Here is a 16,458-nt window from a genome sequence, read left to right as displayed (position 1 = left end):
GCAACAGGCCGGGCCTTTTTATAGGGCGGGGTTTAGAACGATGTGTTACTAAAACCCGCCCTGACCGATCATTCTCAGAATTTGTAATTGACCCGCGTGTACAACGTGCGGCCAAACGGGTCGCCGTATTTCGGGTCGTAGCCGCTCTGGAACGTGTAGGTCTGGTTACTGAACGGCGGCTCACGGTCGAACAGGTTTTTCACCCCGAGCGTCACCGCCAGGGTCTTGCGCCAGGTGTAGGTGCCGGCCACGTCCCAGACGTTGTACGAACCGACGTAATCGTGGGTCTCGCGATCCGAGTCGTGGTAACCGCTGGTGTAGCGGTTGGTCAGGCTGGCGCCGAGCGGGCCGTAGTTCCAGCTGCCGGTCAGGCTGTGACGCCAGCGGGCCACGGCACCGGCCGAGGCAAAGTCGCCGCCGCGAAAGTCGCCGAGCTTGTCGATGTAGTCGCCCTTGAGCTGTTGCTGATAGTCGTAGCGGGTGACGTAAGTGCCTTGCAGGCCGATGCCGAAATCGCCGTACGGGGTGCTCGGCAGGCGATAGTCGAAGCTCACGTCGACGCCGTTGGTCTTGATCTTGCCGAGGTTGGCCAGGCCGGTGACGATGTGATCGATGGAGCCATCAGGCTTGCGGATCAGACGCTCCGGGTACAGCTCCGGGTTCTCGAACACCGCCGATTCGGGGAACTCGGCGATCTGGTTGGCGATGTCGATCCACCAGAAATCCAGCCCGGTGGTCAGGCGATCGAACGGCTGATAAACGAAACCGAGGGTGACGTTGCGCGCAGTTTCCGGGCTCAAGTCCTGGTTACCGCCTGTCCGGTTATAGAACTGCTGAGCGCAGTCTCGGTTGGCAATCCCGCCATTGCTCGGGTTGCCACCGGCACACAGTCGCGGGTCGTTGTAGTTGGCCACGGTGAACGAGGTGAAGTTCGGGTTGTACAACTCGTACAGCGATGGCGCGCGGAAGCCTTCACTGTAGGCGCCACGCACCACCAGTTCCTTGAACGGCTGGAAGCGGAACGAGTATTTCGGATTGGTGGTGCTGCCGAAATCGCTGTACTTGTCGTGTCGCACGGCAGCAGACAATTCGAGGCTGTCGAGCACCGGCACGTTGACCTCGGCGTATTGGGCCGAGACGCTGCGATCGCCCTCCACACTGCCGTTGGGATCGACTCCCAGACTCTGCACGTCGCCGGCAAACGCGGCGAAATCCTGATGGAAGTCTTCCTTGCGGTACTCACCGCCCAGCGCCAGCGCCGAAGGCCCTGCACCGAACCAGTCGCCTATTTCGCGGCTGATGCGCCCGTCAATCGCCTTGACCCGGCCCACCGCCGTCGCGTAATCGCCGTCTACCTCATTGGCCGCCAACAACGCCGAACCGGCAGCCGTCTGCGGGCCGAACGGGTTGATCACACCGTTGGCGATGCCCTGGCTGACGGCGCGGTCGTTCACGTAACCGCTGCGAATCGTGTTGACCACCTTGTTCTGGTTGTACGACGCGCCGAGGTTGTAATCCCACCCGACCAGCGTGCCGTCGAAGCTCAACAGCAGACGCTGACCGGTGTTGTCATCTTCATGCTGACGGGCACCGACGGCGGTTTCACGCCAGTTCACGTCCACCGGTTGCGTCGGGTCGAGGGCAAAGCCGCTCGGCCCGGGCGTAATGCCGTTACCCGGATAGAACGCGGTGCCAGGATTGACCTGATTGCCCATCAACGTGCCGGGGCCGATCTGCGTCCGGTTTTCGTTGCGCGCCCAGAAGTATTCGAGGCTGACGTTGTGGTCGTCCGACAGCTTGCCGGTGGCCTTGGCGAAGGCCGAGGTCTTCTCGGTTTCCGGCACCAGATCGAGGTAGTTCCACAGGCTCTGGCGGCAGATACCGTTGCGCGACAGCAGCCCCGGCGCATTGCAACCGGAACCGGCCAACGGGTTGGTGGCGTTGCTGCCCTGGCTCCAGTTGGCAGGCGATGCCGTGCCGGAGGTGTAATCGAGGCCGCGCCCCGGCTGGTAGTTATAGGTGTAACCACGATCGTCGGCGGCCAGGCGATTCTGCTTGTCGTAGCTCACCACGCCGAAAACGTTGAAGCGATCGTCCTGCAAATCACCAAAACCCCAGCTGCCGCTGAAGTTGCGGCTTTCACCGCCGCCAGAATGGGTCGGCGTGTCGTAATTGGTGCTGATCTGGCCTTCGGTGAGGCTGGTCTTGGTGATGAAGTTGATCACCCCGCCAATGGCATCGGTGCCGTACAGCGCCGAGGCGCCATCGCGCAGCACTTCCACCCGGTCGATGGCGGCGAACGGAATGGTGTTGAGGTCGACGCCGGAGCCGTTGATCGCATTGGTTGCGTTGTTGCTCAGACGCCGACCGTTGAGCAGCACCAGTGTCTTGTTCGGGCCGATCCCGCGCAGGTCAGCGTAAGACGCCCCGCCGCTGCTCGACCCCACCGAGCGCCCGGAGCCCACCGAAGACTGGTTGGCCGAGATGCGGTTGACCAGCTCTTCAGTGGTGGTCACGCCCTGCTTCTGCAACTCCTCGACCCGCAGGATGGTGACCGGTACGGCGGTTTCGGCATCGACCCGGCGGATCGCGGTACCGGTGACTTCGACCCGTTGCAACTGGGTGGTCGGTTCTGTAGCACTGCTGTCGGCAGCAATCGCCGGCAACGTGTTGATCGCCAGCAGCAAGGCCAGACTCAAAGGGGATTTAACGGGTGAAAAATGGATCATGAACAGCCATCCCTGCGCTTTGGTTTATGCAGGGATGTGCGATGGCAGATGTTGATTTATAGAGCGCGATTTAGACCGTTGGGTGCTGAGGTTATGCAAAATGCAGCATGACGCTGCATCAGACCAACGCCATTTCCCTGACTAGCCGGGTATCAAGGCCGAACCGCTCCTGCGAGACCATCTTGAACTGCCCCTCTGCCAGGTCACAGCTCACCAGCAAGTTCCACGAATGCCGGGTTGCCGCCGACGGGATCAGCACAAACGGATGCTCGGCCAGTAAAGCGTCGGCGAACAATCGCTGATTGGGTGACGGTCGTGCAGGGCTCAGCCAGTAAGGGTTCGGCACCTCTTCGGGCTGCACGATTTTCACCTTCGCGTCGCTGATGACCTCAAAGCACGTCAATACATAAGGTTCGCGGTCCAGGGCATCAAAACTGCGGTTGGCTGCCACCTCCAGAATGGCAGAGGACGGATCGACTGACGCGTAGACGACGCGTCGTCCGGGTCTATTCCATCGGCCGCCATTGAGCTTTGAACCAATCCCGCTGTCCCAGGTACCGCCGTAAACCTCGGGATCCAGCCGCCAGGCATACCAATGCTTGTCCCACGGCAAGGGATTCATGGGTAAACCCCGTAGATCAGCTGCCCCAGATACTGCTCCACCATCTGAAAACCCAATGGATGCAGGGTCAATTCCAGCGGCACATGACCGTAAAAATAGGTAGAGGGTTTCTGCAGCCAGTCCTCCGCCCGTGGTTGCCCCCCGAAGGCCCGAATGGCCAACTCCAGCACCAATGCATATTGGTAGGCGATGACACTCTGCTGCGGGTCAAGCCGTACCGGTTTTCCTTCCTTCAGCAGCCGCCGTACCGTTCTGACCGACTTGCCAGTGATGAGTTTGACCACGTCGCCTTGCTGGTAAAGCTCGGAGGTTGAAAGCATGTCGACGACGTCGTTCAGCTCGAAACCTTCATCGGTAAGCTGAACAATCAGCAGGGCGTCATCACCGATGTTCCGGCCATGCACGAGCAATTCGACAGGCTTGCCCTCGACTTTCTTCAAGCCCGCCAACCGGGGTACTTTTGCGCTGGGCAAGGCGACATCCTCCATGGGGCACCTGGCACGATCATCGCGCCACTGATGGCGAGCGGAATAAGCAGGCGTTTCGTATTCGAGGTGTGCAGTTCGCATGATCAATCCATTATCAGAGGCCTGAGTGATCAGGCCGTTAACGACTTCAATGTCATCGCCGATGCTATAGATCACGCTTCCGACGGCCAACCTTAAAAAGTCGTCGGAAATATCCACGCTTTCGCCCAAAGCCCAGCAACTTCCGTAGGACGCTGCCGGGCATTATTTCGTCCTCAGCTGCCGAAGTGATAACTCACATCCAGCCACCACTGGCGCCCGTACGGGTCGTAGTTGCCGGTCGGGTAATACGGCCAGCCCGCCGAGTCGTCATGCTTGACCTGATTGAGCACGTTGTTCACGGTCAGCCCGACACTCGCCCGGTCGTTGAGCTTGTACCGCGCACTGGCGTTGAACACCGTCCACGGCGACAGACGCCCGTCGCCCGCGCCGTTGGTGACCGAGCCGTAACGAATCCCCATCAGCGTTGCCGTGGCCTTCTGATAATCCCAGGTCAGGCTGGCGTTGACCTTGCTGCGCCAGTCGTAGTTGGTGCGCGAGGTGCGCCAGTCCTGGGTCGGGGCTTCGTCCGATTCCTTGTAGTAATGCGAGAGCACCAGGGTGTAGCCCAGCGCCGAACTGAACGCGCCGTACTGCCCGGCGCCCCAGCGGATGTTGCTCTTGAAGTCCAGGCCGCTGACCCGTTCGCTGGCGGCGTTGATCGCGTTTACCCGCACCCGCTGCAACTGATTGGGATCGACGGCGGCATTGCCGGGATTGCGATCGACGCGTGCCAGGGTCGACTGGCAGTTGGCCGAGTTGATGTCCTGGGTGCCATTGCGGCATTCGTTCTCTTGCTGCAACAGACGGTTTTCGTCGACGGTGGTCAGCAGGTCATCGATCTCCACCCGCCAGAAGTCGGTAGAGAAATCGAAGTTGCGCGACGGCGACCAGACGAAACCGTAGGTCCAGGATTTGCCGCGTTCGGATTCCAGATCCGCCGTGCCGCTCTGGGTGTAATCGACGCGACCACGGTCACAGGCGCCCTCCACGCCCTGGCTGCAGCCGTAATAGTCGATCTGCGCCGGGTAGTAACCGTTGCTGTCGGACTGATAGATGTAGTTCAGGTCCGGGGCGCGGAAACTGGTGCCGTAGCTGCCGCGCACCAGCAGGCTGTTGACCGGCCGCCATTCCAGGCCGAGGTTGTAGGTTTTCTGCTGCTCGGTGCGGCCGCTGAATTTGTATTGGTCCCAACGCCCTGCGGCTGTCGCCAGCACCGTATCGGTGACCGGAATGCTGAACTCGCCACCGGCCGCATAACGCTTGCGCGAACCGCCGGAGCTTTGCGCAGGAGTCACGCCGTAGAAACTGCCGTCGTTGAGGCTGTCATCCGGGTCGATGCGGTATTCCTGCTTGCCCGCCTCAAGCACGCCGGCAAATCCCACCGGGCCGGCCGGCAGGTCAAACAATTCACCATTGACTGACGCGTTGTAACTGGTCGACACCGACTTGCTGCTCTGCGTCAGGTTGCCGCGAAACTGCTCCCATTCCTGCGGCGTCAGTGGCCGGTCGAGGCGCGAGGCATCCGGCGCGAACACCGGATAACCGTCGCGGGTGCCCAGCTGCGGGCCGAGGTAGAAATCCTGGATCGACGACAGCGGCGTGTAACGCGTGGTGCGCACGCTTTTATATTCAGACCGGTTGGCCGCCAGTTCATAGTTCCACCCGGTGTCGGCGATCTTGTCCGAGAGACCCAGGGTGCCGGTCCATGAGGTGTCGCGCCATTTGCTGTTGTTGCTGGTGCGCCCGCCGATTTCCTCTTCACCGAAGCGCCGGTACCAGCGCTCCAGATTACCGCTGTTCTGGTTGATGAAGTCCGGCGAGGTGAAGCTCGGGCCGCGCGTGTTGTTCTGGATGTGATCGAGGCCGTACATCAGGTCGGCGAAGACCTGGCCGCTGTCGCTGAAATGCCAGGTGCCACGGGTGTAGCCGTCGTAGTTTTCCTTCTGGGTCTGCACCGTCCAGTAATCGTTGTACATCTGGTCGGTGCGGCAACGTCCGCCGCTGTTGAACAGCTTGTTGTCGAACGTGTCCTGATACGCGCTACAGCCGGGTCCCAGATAGCGGTTGTTGGTCAGGTCGCGACGGTAGCCGACATCCGCCAAAGGCCCGCTTTGCATGAAGCCGCGATCATCAGCCCAGATCGGATCGCGGTTGGTCAGTTCAAGTCCGAACAAACCGTCGAAGTCGCCCCAACTGCCGCCGCCGCTGATCTGCAAGCGCTGGTTGTCGCCGCCGCCGCGCTCGCTGGTGCCGCCCTTGAGATTGACGTCGACGCCACTCATTTTGTCTTTGAGGATGATGTTCACCACCCCGGCAATCGCATCCGAACCGTAGATCGCCGACGCGCCGCTGCTGAGCACTTCGATGCGGTCGATGATCGCCGACGGAATGTTCGCAAGGTTGGTGAAGTTGACCTTGCCGTCGTACGGCGTCGGGTAATCGGCGACCCGCCGGCCGTTGATCAGCACCAGCGTGTGGTTGGGACCGAGGCCGCGCAGGTTGAGGGCGCTGGCCGCCGGTTGCCAGGTGTTGCCGTAGTCTTCGCCCTGGGTCATGCCGGTGTTCTGGGTTTGCGTGGCGAGGGCGTCGTAGACGTTCTTGTAGCCGCGCGCTTCCATTTCTTCGTGGGTGATGACGTTGACCGGCGTCGCGCCATCGCTCTGCGCCCGGGCAATGCGCGAGCCGGTGACGGTGACTTTTTCCATGCGGTAATCGGCGCTGCTGGCAGGCACCACAGCGGCGGCTTTCACGGGCGCGGCGTTCGGCGCATCGGCCGGACGAATGCTCAGACCCTGAGTGCCCTGCTCGACTTGCAGACCGCTGCCGATCAGGGCTTTCTCTACCGCCTGACGGCCACCCAATGCGCCGCGCACCGCACTGCTGCGCTTGCCCTGAACCAGATTCTGACTGAAGGAAATCGGCACGCCGGTCTGGCGCGAGATGTCCAGGAGCACCTCGTCGAGGGCCCCGGCGGCAATGTCGAAGGTAAAGACCTGAGTAGCGACGTCCTGTGCCTGAACGGCGGCCGGGACAATGCCCGTCGCCAGCACGATGGCCAGCGTCAGGCGGGACAATTGTTGTTGTTTGAATGAGAACATCGAGGGGCTTCCCTGTTGAAGGCGTCTGCAGGGAATGAGCAGCGGGCCGGCGCTTTTTATAGGGGGACGGATAGACCGGGAAGTTATGGATTTATAACCGCGCTTCGATGCTGACCCAGTACGGGTTGTGCCAGGTGACACGGATCGGCAGCGAACGCTCCAGCAGTTGTAGAGTGCGGTCGCTGTCGTCCAGCGGATAGAGACCGCTGAGGCGCAAACCGGCGACCTCCGGGCTCAGGTGCAGGATCCCGCGACGGTAGCTGCGCAGGTTGTCGATGACTTCGCTCAAGGGGCGATCACGCACTTCAAGCCGCCCTTGCACCCAGGCACTTTCCTGCCCTTTGCTGCGTTCCAGCGCGAGGATTTCCTGCCTGTTGAACAGCAGACTTTCGCCCGCCTCCACCACTTGCCGTGCGCCGCTGGCGGTGACCACTTCGACCTGCGAATGCAGCATCACCAGCCGCGTCGAATCCTCACCGCGCTGCACCAGGAATTTGGTCCCGAGCGCACGCATCCGCCCATGCTCGGTTTCGACCACAAACGGCCGGGCCAGATTTTTCGCCACATCGATCAGCAACTCACCGCTGCGCAGGTCCAGCAAACGTTCGAGATTGTTGAAGCGCGGCACCACGCGGCTGCGGGCATTGAGGGTCAGAGCGCTGCCATCCTCCAGCGTGAATTCCCGACGTTCGCCGGTACCGGTCGACAACTCGCCGGCCTCGGGCAACCAGCCATAACGTCGCCCGAGCAAACCCGCCAGCACCGCGATCCCGAGCACGCTCAAACTGCCACTGAGGAATCGGCGCCGACTGGACGGTGCATTCAGGCTGTGCAGCACACTCTCACGCGGCAAGCCGCGCAGGTTCGAATGGCGCAGCAGGTTCAGCCCGCCGCCCATTTGCTCGATGATCTGCTGATGCCGTGGATCCGCCGTGCGCCAGGCGTCGAAGGCGGCGCGCTCCTGCAAGCTGACGTGCCCTGATTGCAACAGCGCCATCCATTGCGCGGCTTCGTCGATCAGCGTTTCGTCCGGCCTCATGCCTGCATCGCCTGATAGCAACGCTTGAATGCCTCGACCATGTATTGCTGTACACGACTGGTGGACACGCCGAGGCGTTCGCCGATTTCGCTGTAGGTCAGGCCGTCGAGCTGGTGATAGAGAAACGCAGCCTTGGCCTTGGCCGACAAACCATTGAGCAAGCGATCCACCGCCAGCAGCGTTTCGATCACCAACTCCCGTTCTTCGGGTGACGGGTGCACCGGTTCCGGCGCCAGTGCCAGGCTTTGCAGGTAAGCGCGCTCCAGATCCTGCCGGCGCCAGCCTTCATAGACCAGCCGCCGGGCAATCGTGGTCAGCAGCGCGCGAGGTTCGCGAATCGCCAGCGGATCGGGTAGCGCCAAAACCCGAAGAAACGTTTCCGAAGCAATGTCCTGTGCGCTGTGCGGGCAGCCGAGGGTACGGCTGACCGCTGCACACAACCATCGGTAGTCCTTTTGGAACATTTGTCCGATGACCTGGTAATGCGGGTTGTGACTCCCCATGCCTTACTCCCTGAAAACGGGCTCCACCCGCTGCGAAAATCCATGGATACGCCGGGATCTTCCGGCGGTGATCAGGGGTGCGACTGTGCAATAGCGCCTGAGACATTTGAAGTAATAAAAAATCAGGATCAGCAAACCTTTGAGAATAAGGCACCTCGTCGCCACGGCAACATTGGCTGACACAACGTTGATCTCGATCAGTGGCGCCAGCCACGCCAGTCTCTAACCTTGCGCCTCCATCGATAGCCACGGACGGCTCACCGGGAGCCTGCGGCTGACCTTTCAAGGAAGAGCAATCATGCGATCACTCAACATCATTCTTCTGTCGTCGGCGTTCAACGGCCTGACCCAGCGCGCGTGGCTGGAGCTGCGCCAGGCCGGACATTCGCCCAGCGTGGTGCTGTTCACCGACGAAACCGCCGTCTGCGAACAGATCGAAAACAGCGGCGCCGACCTGGTGATCTGCCCGTTCCTCAAGGATCGTGTTCCCCACGCGCTGTGGAGCAATCCGCAGCGCCCGGTCGTCATCATTCACCCCGGCATCGTCGGCGATCGCGGTGCCAGCGCACTGGATTGGGCGATCATGCGCGAGCTGCCGTCCTGGGGCGTGACCGCCCTGCAAGCGGTGGAAGAAATGGACGCCGGCCCGGTCTGGGCCACCTGCGAATTCAACCTGCCGACAGGCCTGCGCAAATCCGAGCTGTACAACGGCCGGGTCAGCGACGCGGCGATCCGTTGCATCCGTGAAGTGGTGGAGAAATTCATCGACGGCTTCGAGCCGGTAGCGCTGGACTACAACGATCCGAAAGTGCGCGGGCGCTTGCAGCCGAACATGAAACAGGACGACCGCACCTTCAGCTGGCACGACTGTTCGCGCTTCATCAAGCGCTGCATCGATGCGGCGGACGGCCAGCCCGGCGTACTCGCCAGCCTCGCTGGCGAGCAGTATTACGTGTACGACGCGCACCTCGATCAGCGCACCGGCATGCCCGGCGAGATTCTCGCGGTACACGACGACGCGGTGTTGGTGGCGACCGGTGATCACAGCCTGTGGATCGGCTCGCTGCGGCGCAAACCGCAACCGGGCGAGGAAACCTTCAAGCGTCCGGCGCGGCATGTGCTGGCCGGGAAATTGTCTGGCGTGCCGGTGCTGGACTGGTCGATTGCCAATGCGCCATTCAGCGACGAGGCGTATCAACCGATCCGCTATCGCGAGTCCGGGCAGGTCGGCGAGCTGACGCTGGAGTTCTACAACGGCGCCATGAGCACCGAGCAATGCCGGCGCATGGTCGAGGCCCTGCGCTGGGCCAAATCCCGCGACACTCAGGTGCTGTTGATCAAGGGTGGACGCGGCAGTTTTTCCAATGGCGTGCACCTGAACGTGATTCAGGCCGCCGAGGATCCGGGCGCCGAAGCCTGGGCCAATATCCAGGCCATCGATGATGTGTGCGAAGAATTGCTCAGCGCACGGCAACTGGTGGTCAGCGGGGTCACCGGCAATGCTGGCGCCGGTGGTGTGATGCTCGCACTGGCGGCTGACATCGTGTTTGCCCGCGCCGACATCGTGCTCAATCCGCATTACAAGAGCATGGGTCTGTACGGTTCGGAATACTGGACTTACAGTCTGCCCCGCGCCGTCGGCCCGGCGATGGCCGAACAACTGACCCAGGCCTGTCTGCCGGTCAGCGCTGCGCAGGCGCTGCAACTGGGCATGGTTCAGGAAATCGGCCCGCGCTGCCCGGACGAGTTTTCGCTGTGGCTGCTGCAACGGGCCAACAGTGTGCTGAGTGATCCGACTTATGCGGCGGTGCGGGAGCGCAAGCTGCGGGTCGATCATGTGTTGATTCGTCAGTGCCGCGAGGCGGAGCTGCAGGAGATGCAGGAAGACATGCTGTACAACCGCAATCAGTTTGCCGAGAAGTGCCGCAACTTCGTCTACAAGCGCAAGACCTGCTGCACGCCGGCGCGGTTGGTGGAGGATTGGGCTCGGGTGCGGGAGGCTGAGTTGGCCAGTTAGTCCGCGGCGTCTGCTTTTCCCCTCACCCTAGCCCTCTCCCGGAGGGAGAGGGAACTGACCGAGATGTCTTTTGCTATACGCCGACCTGAAAGACCGAGTCGATTATGGATTCGAAGCAGAACTTTCAAGTCGATGTATCTCGTCAATATCCCCGGATCGGTCCCCTCTCCCCCCGGGAGATGGCTAGGGTGAGGGCGCTTTTGCCTTACAATGCCGGCACCTCAACCACCGGCCCGCCCATGGACATCGACCTCGCCCGCACCTTTCTGGAAATCGTCCGTCACGGCAGCCTCGCCGCGGCGGCGGAAAAGCTGTTCGTCACGCAAACGGCGATCACCGCCCGGGTCCAGAAACTCGAAAGCCAGTTGGGCAGCACGCTGTTCGTGCGCAACCGCGCCGGTGCGCGGCTGACCGCCAACGGCGAGGCCTTCGTGGTCTACGCCAATCAGCTGGTGCAGACCTGGGAAGCCGCGCGCCGCGACCTGCCCTTGCCCGAGGGCTATCACAACGTGCTGCACATCGGCGGCGAAGTCAGCCTGTGCAACCCGTTGATGCTCAGTTGGGCTGCGGAGCTGCGAGAGAAAATCCCAGGTCACGCCTTGCGCATGGAGATCCGCGACGGCGAAAACCTGCTGCGCCAGCTCGAACTGGGGGTGCTCGATGCCGCGCTGGTCTATCAACCGGAATACTGGCCGGGGCTGCAGGTCGAGCAGGTGCTGGAAGAGAAACTGATTCTGGTGACCACGCCCGGCCGCCCTGCCCCCTACGTGTACATCGACTGGGGCCCGGACTTCCGCCGTCAGCACGACGCCGCCCTGCCGGAAAAGGCCAAGGCTGCCCTGAGTTTCAACCTCGGCCCGCTGGCCCTGCAATACATCCTGGAGAACGGCGGCAGCGGCTATTTCCGGACCCGGGTCGTGCGTACTTATCTGGAAAGCGGCGCGCTGGAGCCGGTGACCAAAGCCCCGGAATTCGGCTATCCGACCTACCTCGTCTACTCCCGCGACCGCGACTCGGCGATCCTGCAACAGGCGTTCGATCTGCTGCGCGAAGTGATCAGGGCCGATGACGACTGGTCGCAGCGCTGGAACCCGTTGAGCTGACGGCCGCTATACACCGGAGCATGGCACTTGTGACCTGAAGGTTGCCCCTGCACAAACGGCGGGATCGGCTAATCTGCCGGGATAACGACAATATCCGCAGGTGACCGCAGTGAGGCAGACCACCGAGGCATTTCGCAGCCGCTACCGCGCGGCGATTCATCCCCGCTACAACCCGTGGCTGCACGGCGCGTTCGTGCTGCTGTTCGGCGTGCTGGCCATCGGCGCGTTCTGGAGCAGCGTGCACCAGGTGCGGCCGATGGAATGGCTGACCGTGCCGCTGACCCTGCTGTTCTTCAATTTCGGCGTGTACATGGTGCACCGCCACCTCGGCCACCACAAAAAGAGCTTCGCCCGGATGTTCTATGCCCGGCATGCGGGCGATCATCACAGCTTCTTCACCCCCGGCCACATGACCTACGACGGCGCCCGCGACTGGCGGGTGATCCTGTTTCCCGCCTGGCTGATCGTGCTGCACACGCTGGCGATCACCCTGCCCCTGTGGTGGCTGTTCGCGCAGGTCAACAGCAACGTCGCCGGTCTGTTCGGCGGCTGCATGGTGTTCGGTTACCTGACCTATGAAGTGTTTCACGCCTGCGAGCATCTGCCGCCGCAGAACCCGCTGACCCGTCTGCCGTGGATCCGCCAGATGCGCCGTCTGCACGAGCTGCATCACCGTCGCGAGCGCATGCAGGAGCGTAATTTCAATATCGTTTTTCCGTTGATGGACTACCTGTTCGGCACCCTTTACTGGGAGCCGGAAACCGCCCCTCTGACCGATTCGAGAACGCCCATGACCCGCATGCAGCACACAGTCGACATCGCCGGTGATCCGATCGCCGTCCTCGCCTACGCCGCCACCGTCAGTCGCTGGCCGGAGTGGCACCCCTCTTCACTGAAGATCGACGGCCCCAGCGGTGCGCTGCATGCCGGCGCGCGATTCGACGAGGACATCCATGCCGGCGGCCGCGAGGGCCATTTGCGCTGGGAGGTCACCGAATACCTGCCCGGCCGGCGCTGGTGCGCCCGGGCCCAGGGTGATCAGGGTCTGTCGTTGCTGCTGACCTATGAATGCTCGGCGCACAACGATGCAACGCGGTTCGTGCGCACCCTTGATTACCAGTTCGAGGGCATCGGTATGCGTATTGCCAACCACCTGCTGCTCAAGCATCGCATCGATCGTGAATCGGCGGCTTCGATGCTGGCCTTGCGGGACATGGCGACCCGGCACCTCGCTCTCGCGGGAGCCCACGTGTGAGATGGCGTTATCTGCTGTTGCTGCTGATTGTCGGGGTTCTGGGCTTTTTGCTGTTGATGCCGACCAAGGTCGACCCCGTCGCCTGGACACCGCAACCGGCGCCTCCGCTGACCGAAGGCCAATTCGCTGACAATCAGCGACTCAAGGGCGCGACGCAAATCGGCCCAAGCGATATCGATGGCCCGGAAGCGCTGTTGCTGGAAAACGATTTCCTGATCACCGGCCTGCATGACGGACGCCTGCTGCGCACCAGCCTCGACGGCCAGCAGCGCAAGGTGTTGGCGGATACCGGCGGCCGGCCGCTGGGGCTGGCGCGGCATCCCAACGGTTTGCTGGTGATCGCCGACGGGGTCAAGGGCTTGCTGTCGCTCGATGCGCAGGGGCGGCTGGTGGCGCTGACCACCGAAGCCAATGGCTTGTCGTTCGGGTTTACCGATGACGTGGCCATCGACAAGTCCGGGCATTACGCCTACTTCAGCGATGCCTCTAGTCGCTGGGGTTACGGCCACGATGGCGAAGCGATCATCGAACATGGCGGCGACGGACGCCTCCTGCGTTACGACTTCCAGACCGGCAAGACTGTCGTGTTGCTCGACAAACTGGAGTTCGCCAACGGCGTGACCCTCGGCCCGGAAGACGCCTATGTGTTGGTCAACGAAACCGGCGCCTATCGCATCAGCCGCTATTGGCTGACCGGGCCGAAGGCCGGCACCCACGACCTGTTCATCGACAACCTGCCGGGGCTGCCGGACAACCTCGCCTTCAATGGCCGGGATCGCTTCTGGGTGGCGCTGTACACGCCGCGCAACCCGCTGCTGGATCGCACCGCTGAACACCCGTTCCTACGCAAGATGATCGTGCGGGCGATGACCGTGCTGCCCAAACCGGTGGAGAAACGCGGGTTCGTGCTGGGGCTGGATCTGGACGGCAAAGTGATCGCCAATCTGCAGGACGCCAGCGCCGGCAATTACTCACCGATCACCACGGTGCGCGAGTATGGCGAGTGGCTGTACTTCGGCTCGCTGAAGGCCACGCACATGGCGCGGATGCCGCTGGAGGCAGCCTTGAAGTGAGGACCGGGCTTGTGTAGTGAATCGAATGGCCCTATCGCCAGCAGGCTGGCTCCCACAGGGGGATTGGATTCCAAATGTGGGAGCCAGCCTGCTGGCGATAGCGGATTGTCAGTTACTGGATCTATCGAAAGTTTCCGGGTCTTCATCTTCCGGCACTTCCTCGCTCCTGCGTTCCTCTTCAGGATTACGAACGGTATGTGCCGGGCTATTGGGCTCGGGATGGGTCGGAACAGGGTCGAATGCCCCCTGCTCTTCACTCGGGAATTTTGGATCTTTCATAAGGCACCTCGGTAAGAGTCGCTATGTGAAGACTCTGAACATTCGAGGTGCCGGTCGGGGCTGTCGTTCCAGTCGTTTCACCACCGAAGGCCGGTGGCGCGACTGACGGTCAGGTTCGGGCCTGCAACTGCTCGACGATCTTGTCTTTGACCTGCAGGCGTTTCTCTTTGAGTTTCTTCAGGGTGTCGTCGCTGGGTGCATCCGAGGTCGCCGTCTCGGCCTTGACGACTTCGGCGTCCGCCTGGGAATACTTGTTGATCAGTGCGTCCAGATGTGGATCCGCGGTGCGTCGTTGCTGGATCTCTTCCTTCGTAAGTTTCAAGTCCTGTAACAAATCATGAGTCACCGGCATGGAACACCTCCGTCAGTTGATCGGCAGCCAACGCGACCGATTGCGCTGGCCAGGTATCAGAATGGCCTCGGTTGACCGGTTCTGTCGACCACCTGTCAGACCAGCGGTGCCCGTTCGTCGCCCTGTCGCAAACCCGATAAAACCTTCGTCCGCGCTCGTCCCTCCATTGAATAACGCTCACAAAAACCTGCGTGGAGAAACACCAATGGACGGATTCAAACTGCGTCATCTCTTTCTGGCTGTCGCCTTGAGCACCGGCATGGGCTCGGCCTTCGCCGCCACCGACAACGATTTCGTTGATAACGCTGCTGCCGGCGGCATCGCCGAGATCGAAACCAGTCGCCTGGCGCTGGAAAAAAGCCAGTCCGCCGACATCAAGGCTTTCGCCAACATGATGATCACCGACCACGGCAAGGCCAACGATGAACTGGCCACCATCGCCAAGGCTCACGACATCGAAGTGCCGGACACCACCACGCTGGTCAAACAGGCCAAGGAAAAAATACTCGAAGTCCGCGATGAATCCTTCGATGCCGCGTACGCCAACAATCAGGTCAAGGCCCACGAAGAAGCCATCAAACTGTTCGAGAAACAGGCCAACACGGTGACCGACGACAAGGTCAAGGGCGCCACCGAGCTCAAGGGCTTTGCCCAGAAAATGCTGCCGGGGATGCAAAAACACCTGGCTGCCGCCAAGGAATTGCAAGCCAAACACCCGAGCAAATAGACGCAACGCACCTCAAGAGGCCGCCTCCATTGGACGCGGCCTCTTTTTTTGGCCCGCCGTTTTGCGCGAAAAACCGGCGCTCCCGGCCGTGGCGACTAGAGTTATCGGTGCGTTCCGTGCGGCAGATCAAAAATATCCACGCGAGAACGAACAACTATTTCAAACGGCAAATGTCATTGATTTCGCGCCGGTCATTTTCTTATCCGCCGGCCCCTAATTCGCGATGGAGCAACAGGCACATGGCAGCACTGCAGAACAGCACACTCGATGCGATGAAAAACAAACAGGCACAACTGCTGGGCGAATGGATCAACGGACTGCAAACCAGCGGTGCTACCCGCAACCTCAAAGACCACGACGTGCAACAACAGACCACCGAGTTCCTGCAACTGGTGGTCAGCGGTCTGGAGAACGACAACGGCACCAATATCGCCGCGCCGGGCTGGGAAACCACCCGCCAGTTCCTCGAAAAGCTCTCCCACAGCCGCGCCCTGCTCGGTCAGGATTCGCAACAGACCGCCAGTTTCATCTTCGCCCTCAAAGGCCCGCTGTTCGCCTTGCTGCAAAGTCATTACCGGGAACAGCCGGCACTGCTGGCCGAACAGCTTTGGGAAATCTCCGAACTGCTCGACGCCTTCGGCCTGCACACCATTCGCACCTTCCAGAAATCCCGTGAAGCGGTGATCAAGCGTCAACAGGAAGAACTGCTGGAACTGTCGACCCCGGTGGTCAAGCTGTGGGACGGCGTGCTCGCGCTGCCGATGATCGGCACCCTCGACTCGCAACGCACCCAGGTGGTGATGGAATCGCTGCTGCAACGCATCGTCGACACCGGTTCGGAAATCGCCATCATCGACATCACCGGCGTGCCGACCGTCGACACCCTCGTGGCCCAGCACCTGCTGAAAACCGTGACCGCGATCCGCCTGATGGGTGCCGATTGCATCATCAGCGGCGTGCGTCCGCAGATTGCCCAGACCATCGTCCACCTGGGCCTCGACCTGCAAGGCGTGGTGACCAAGGCCAACCTGGCCGATGCGTTGAAACTGGCGCTGACTCGCCTGGGCATCACCCTCGCCAAGACGGTTTAAC

14 protein-coding genes are annotated in these 16,458 nt (G+C 61.6%); 6 read left to right on the top strand and 8 right to left on the bottom strand.

Features of this window, described 5'->3' with window-relative positions; genetic code table 11:
- Positions 1 to 74: 74 nt before the first annotated feature.
- From AC1RT4_RS03785 to AC1RT4_RS03760, 6 genes are all read right to left on the bottom strand, one after another.
- Positions 75 to 2,729, bottom strand: a complete 2,655-nt coding sequence (locus AC1RT4_RS03785) for a TonB-dependent receptor (RefSeq protein WP_493083622.1) — start codon at positions 2,727 to 2,729, stop codon at positions 75 to 77.
- Positions 2,730 to 2,847: 118 nt separating this feature from the next.
- Entirely contained in the window at positions 2,848 to 3,351 is a 504-nt protein-coding gene (locus tag AC1RT4_RS03780; protein WP_493083620.1) for an RES family NAD+ phosphorylase, read from the bottom strand.
- Entirely contained in the window at positions 3,348 to 3,839 is a 492-nt protein-coding gene (locus tag AC1RT4_RS03775) for an antitoxin Xre/MbcA/ParS toxin-binding domain-containing protein (RefSeq protein WP_493084452.1), read from the bottom strand. Before AC1RT4_RS03775 ends, AC1RT4_RS03780 begins: the two co-directional genes overlap by 4 nt.
- Before the next feature lie 254 nt (positions 3,840 to 4,093).
- Positions 4,094 to 7,018: a TonB-dependent receptor domain-containing protein gene (locus AC1RT4_RS03770; RefSeq protein WP_493083618.1), complete on the bottom strand. Its 2,925-nt coding sequence runs from the start codon at positions 7,016 to 7,018 to the stop codon at positions 4,094 to 4,096.
- A gap of 91 nt (positions 7,019 to 7,109) precedes the next feature.
- Complete coding sequence (locus AC1RT4_RS03765) at positions 7,110 to 8,057, bottom strand: FecR domain-containing protein (RefSeq protein WP_480402933.1); 948 nt, start codon at positions 8,055 to 8,057, stop codon at positions 7,110 to 7,112.
- Positions 8,054 to 8,560, bottom strand: a complete 507-nt coding sequence (locus AC1RT4_RS03760; protein ID WP_011334510.1) for a sigma-70 family RNA polymerase sigma factor — start codon at positions 8,558 to 8,560, stop codon at positions 8,054 to 8,056. The genes AC1RT4_RS03765 and AC1RT4_RS03760 overlap by 4 nt, the downstream gene beginning before the upstream one ends.
- A gap of 298 nt (positions 8,561 to 8,858) precedes the next feature.
- Between AC1RT4_RS03760 and AC1RT4_RS03755 the strand changes: the two genes are divergently transcribed.
- The 4 genes from AC1RT4_RS03755 (at position 8,859) to AC1RT4_RS03740 (ending at position 14,008) form a co-directional block, all read left to right on the top strand.
- Positions 8,859 to 10,577 carry a hydrogenase maturation protein gene (locus tag AC1RT4_RS03755; RefSeq protein ID WP_493083615.1) on the top strand — a complete coding sequence of 573 codons (1,719 nt, stop codon included), beginning with the start codon at positions 8,859 to 8,861 and terminating at the stop codon, positions 10,575 to 10,577.
- A 239-nt stretch (positions 10,578 to 10,816) separates the two neighbouring features.
- The gene (locus tag AC1RT4_RS03750) at positions 10,817 to 11,680 is read left to right on the top strand and encodes a LysR family transcriptional regulator (protein WP_039768849.1); all 864 of its coding nucleotides are present in this window, start codon (positions 10,817 to 10,819) and stop codon (positions 11,678 to 11,680) included.
- Positions 11,681 to 11,789: 109 nt separating this feature from the next.
- On the top strand, positions 11,790 to 12,935 hold the full coding sequence (locus AC1RT4_RS03745; protein WP_493083613.1) for a sterol desaturase family protein: 1,146 nt from the start codon (positions 11,790 to 11,792) through the stop codon (positions 12,933 to 12,935).
- On the top strand, positions 12,932 to 14,008 hold the full coding sequence (locus AC1RT4_RS03740; RefSeq protein ID WP_493083611.1) for an SMP-30/gluconolactonase/LRE family protein: 1,077 nt from the start codon (positions 12,932 to 12,934) through the stop codon (positions 14,006 to 14,008). The genes AC1RT4_RS03745 and AC1RT4_RS03740 overlap by 4 nt, the downstream gene beginning before the upstream one ends.
- A gap of 108 nt (positions 14,009 to 14,116) precedes the next feature.
- Here the strand turns inward: AC1RT4_RS03740 and AC1RT4_RS03735 are convergent, their stop codons facing one another.
- On the bottom strand, positions 14,117 to 14,287 hold the full coding sequence (locus AC1RT4_RS03735) for a hypothetical protein (protein WP_493083609.1): 171 nt from the start codon (positions 14,285 to 14,287) through the stop codon (positions 14,117 to 14,119).
- Between the two features lie 109 nt (positions 14,288 to 14,396).
- Positions 14,397 to 14,639 carry an HP1242/YdcH family protein gene (locus AC1RT4_RS03730; protein ID WP_007959466.1) on the bottom strand — a complete coding sequence of 81 codons (243 nt, stop codon included), beginning with the start codon at positions 14,637 to 14,639 and terminating at the stop codon, positions 14,397 to 14,399.
- Between the two features lie 205 nt (positions 14,640 to 14,844).
- Between AC1RT4_RS03730 and AC1RT4_RS03725 the strand changes: the two genes are divergently transcribed.
- Complete coding sequence (locus AC1RT4_RS03725; protein WP_493083607.1) at positions 14,845 to 15,366, top strand: DUF4142 domain-containing protein; 522 nt, start codon at positions 14,845 to 14,847, stop codon at positions 15,364 to 15,366.
- Positions 15,367 to 15,605: 239 nt separating this feature from the next.
- On the top strand, positions 15,606 to 16,457 hold the full coding sequence (locus tag AC1RT4_RS03720) for an STAS domain-containing protein (protein ID WP_493083605.1): 852 nt from the start codon (positions 15,606 to 15,608) through the stop codon (positions 16,455 to 16,457).
- Position 16,458: the final 1 nt, after the last annotated feature.

Source organism: Pseudomonas sp. GW821-FHT11D10, from assembly GCF_058808435.1.
Note: the sequence above shows the minus strand (reverse complement) of the source record. Positions and strands in the feature narration are given on the sequence as shown.

Excerpts from the sequence above, each read along its gene's own strand:
- AC1RT4_RS03785 (WP_493083622.1), bottom strand. The coding sequence starts at position 2,729 with ATGATCCATTTTTCACCCGTTAAATCCCCTTTGAGTCTGGCCTTGCTG.
- AC1RT4_RS03780 (WP_493083620.1), bottom strand. The coding sequence starts at position 3,351 with ATGAATCCCTTGCCGTGGGACAAGCATTGGTATGCCTGGCGGCTGGAT.
- AC1RT4_RS03775 (WP_493084452.1), bottom strand. The coding sequence starts at position 3,839 with ATGGAGGATGTCGCCTTGCCCAGCGCAAAAGTACCCCGGTTGGCGGGC.
- AC1RT4_RS03770 (WP_493083618.1), bottom strand. The coding sequence starts at position 7,018 with ATGTTCTCATTCAAACAACAACAATTGTCCCGCCTGACGCTGGCCATC.
- AC1RT4_RS03765 (WP_480402933.1), bottom strand. The coding sequence starts at position 8,057 with ATGAGGCCGGACGAAACGCTGATCGACGAAGCCGCGCAATGGATGGCG.
- AC1RT4_RS03760 (WP_011334510.1), bottom strand. The coding sequence starts at position 8,560 with ATGGGGAGTCACAACCCGCATTACCAGGTCATCGGACAAATGTTCCAA.
- AC1RT4_RS03755 (WP_493083615.1), top strand. The coding sequence starts at position 8,859 with ATGCGATCACTCAACATCATTCTTCTGTCGTCGGCGTTCAACGGCCTG.
- AC1RT4_RS03750 (WP_039768849.1), top strand. The coding sequence starts at position 10,817 with ATGGACATCGACCTCGCCCGCACCTTTCTGGAAATCGTCCGTCACGGC.
- AC1RT4_RS03735 (WP_493083609.1), bottom strand. The coding sequence starts at position 14,287 with ATGAAAGATCCAAAATTCCCGAGTGAAGAGCAGGGGGCATTCGACCCT.
- AC1RT4_RS03730 (WP_007959466.1), bottom strand. The coding sequence starts at position 14,639 with ATGCCGGTGACTCATGATTTGTTACAGGACTTGAAACTTACGAAGGAA.
- AC1RT4_RS03725 (WP_493083607.1), top strand. The coding sequence starts at position 14,845 with ATGGACGGATTCAAACTGCGTCATCTCTTTCTGGCTGTCGCCTTGAGC.
- AC1RT4_RS03720 (WP_493083605.1), top strand. The coding sequence starts at position 15,606 with ATGGCAGCACTGCAGAACAGCACACTCGATGCGATGAAAAACAAACAG.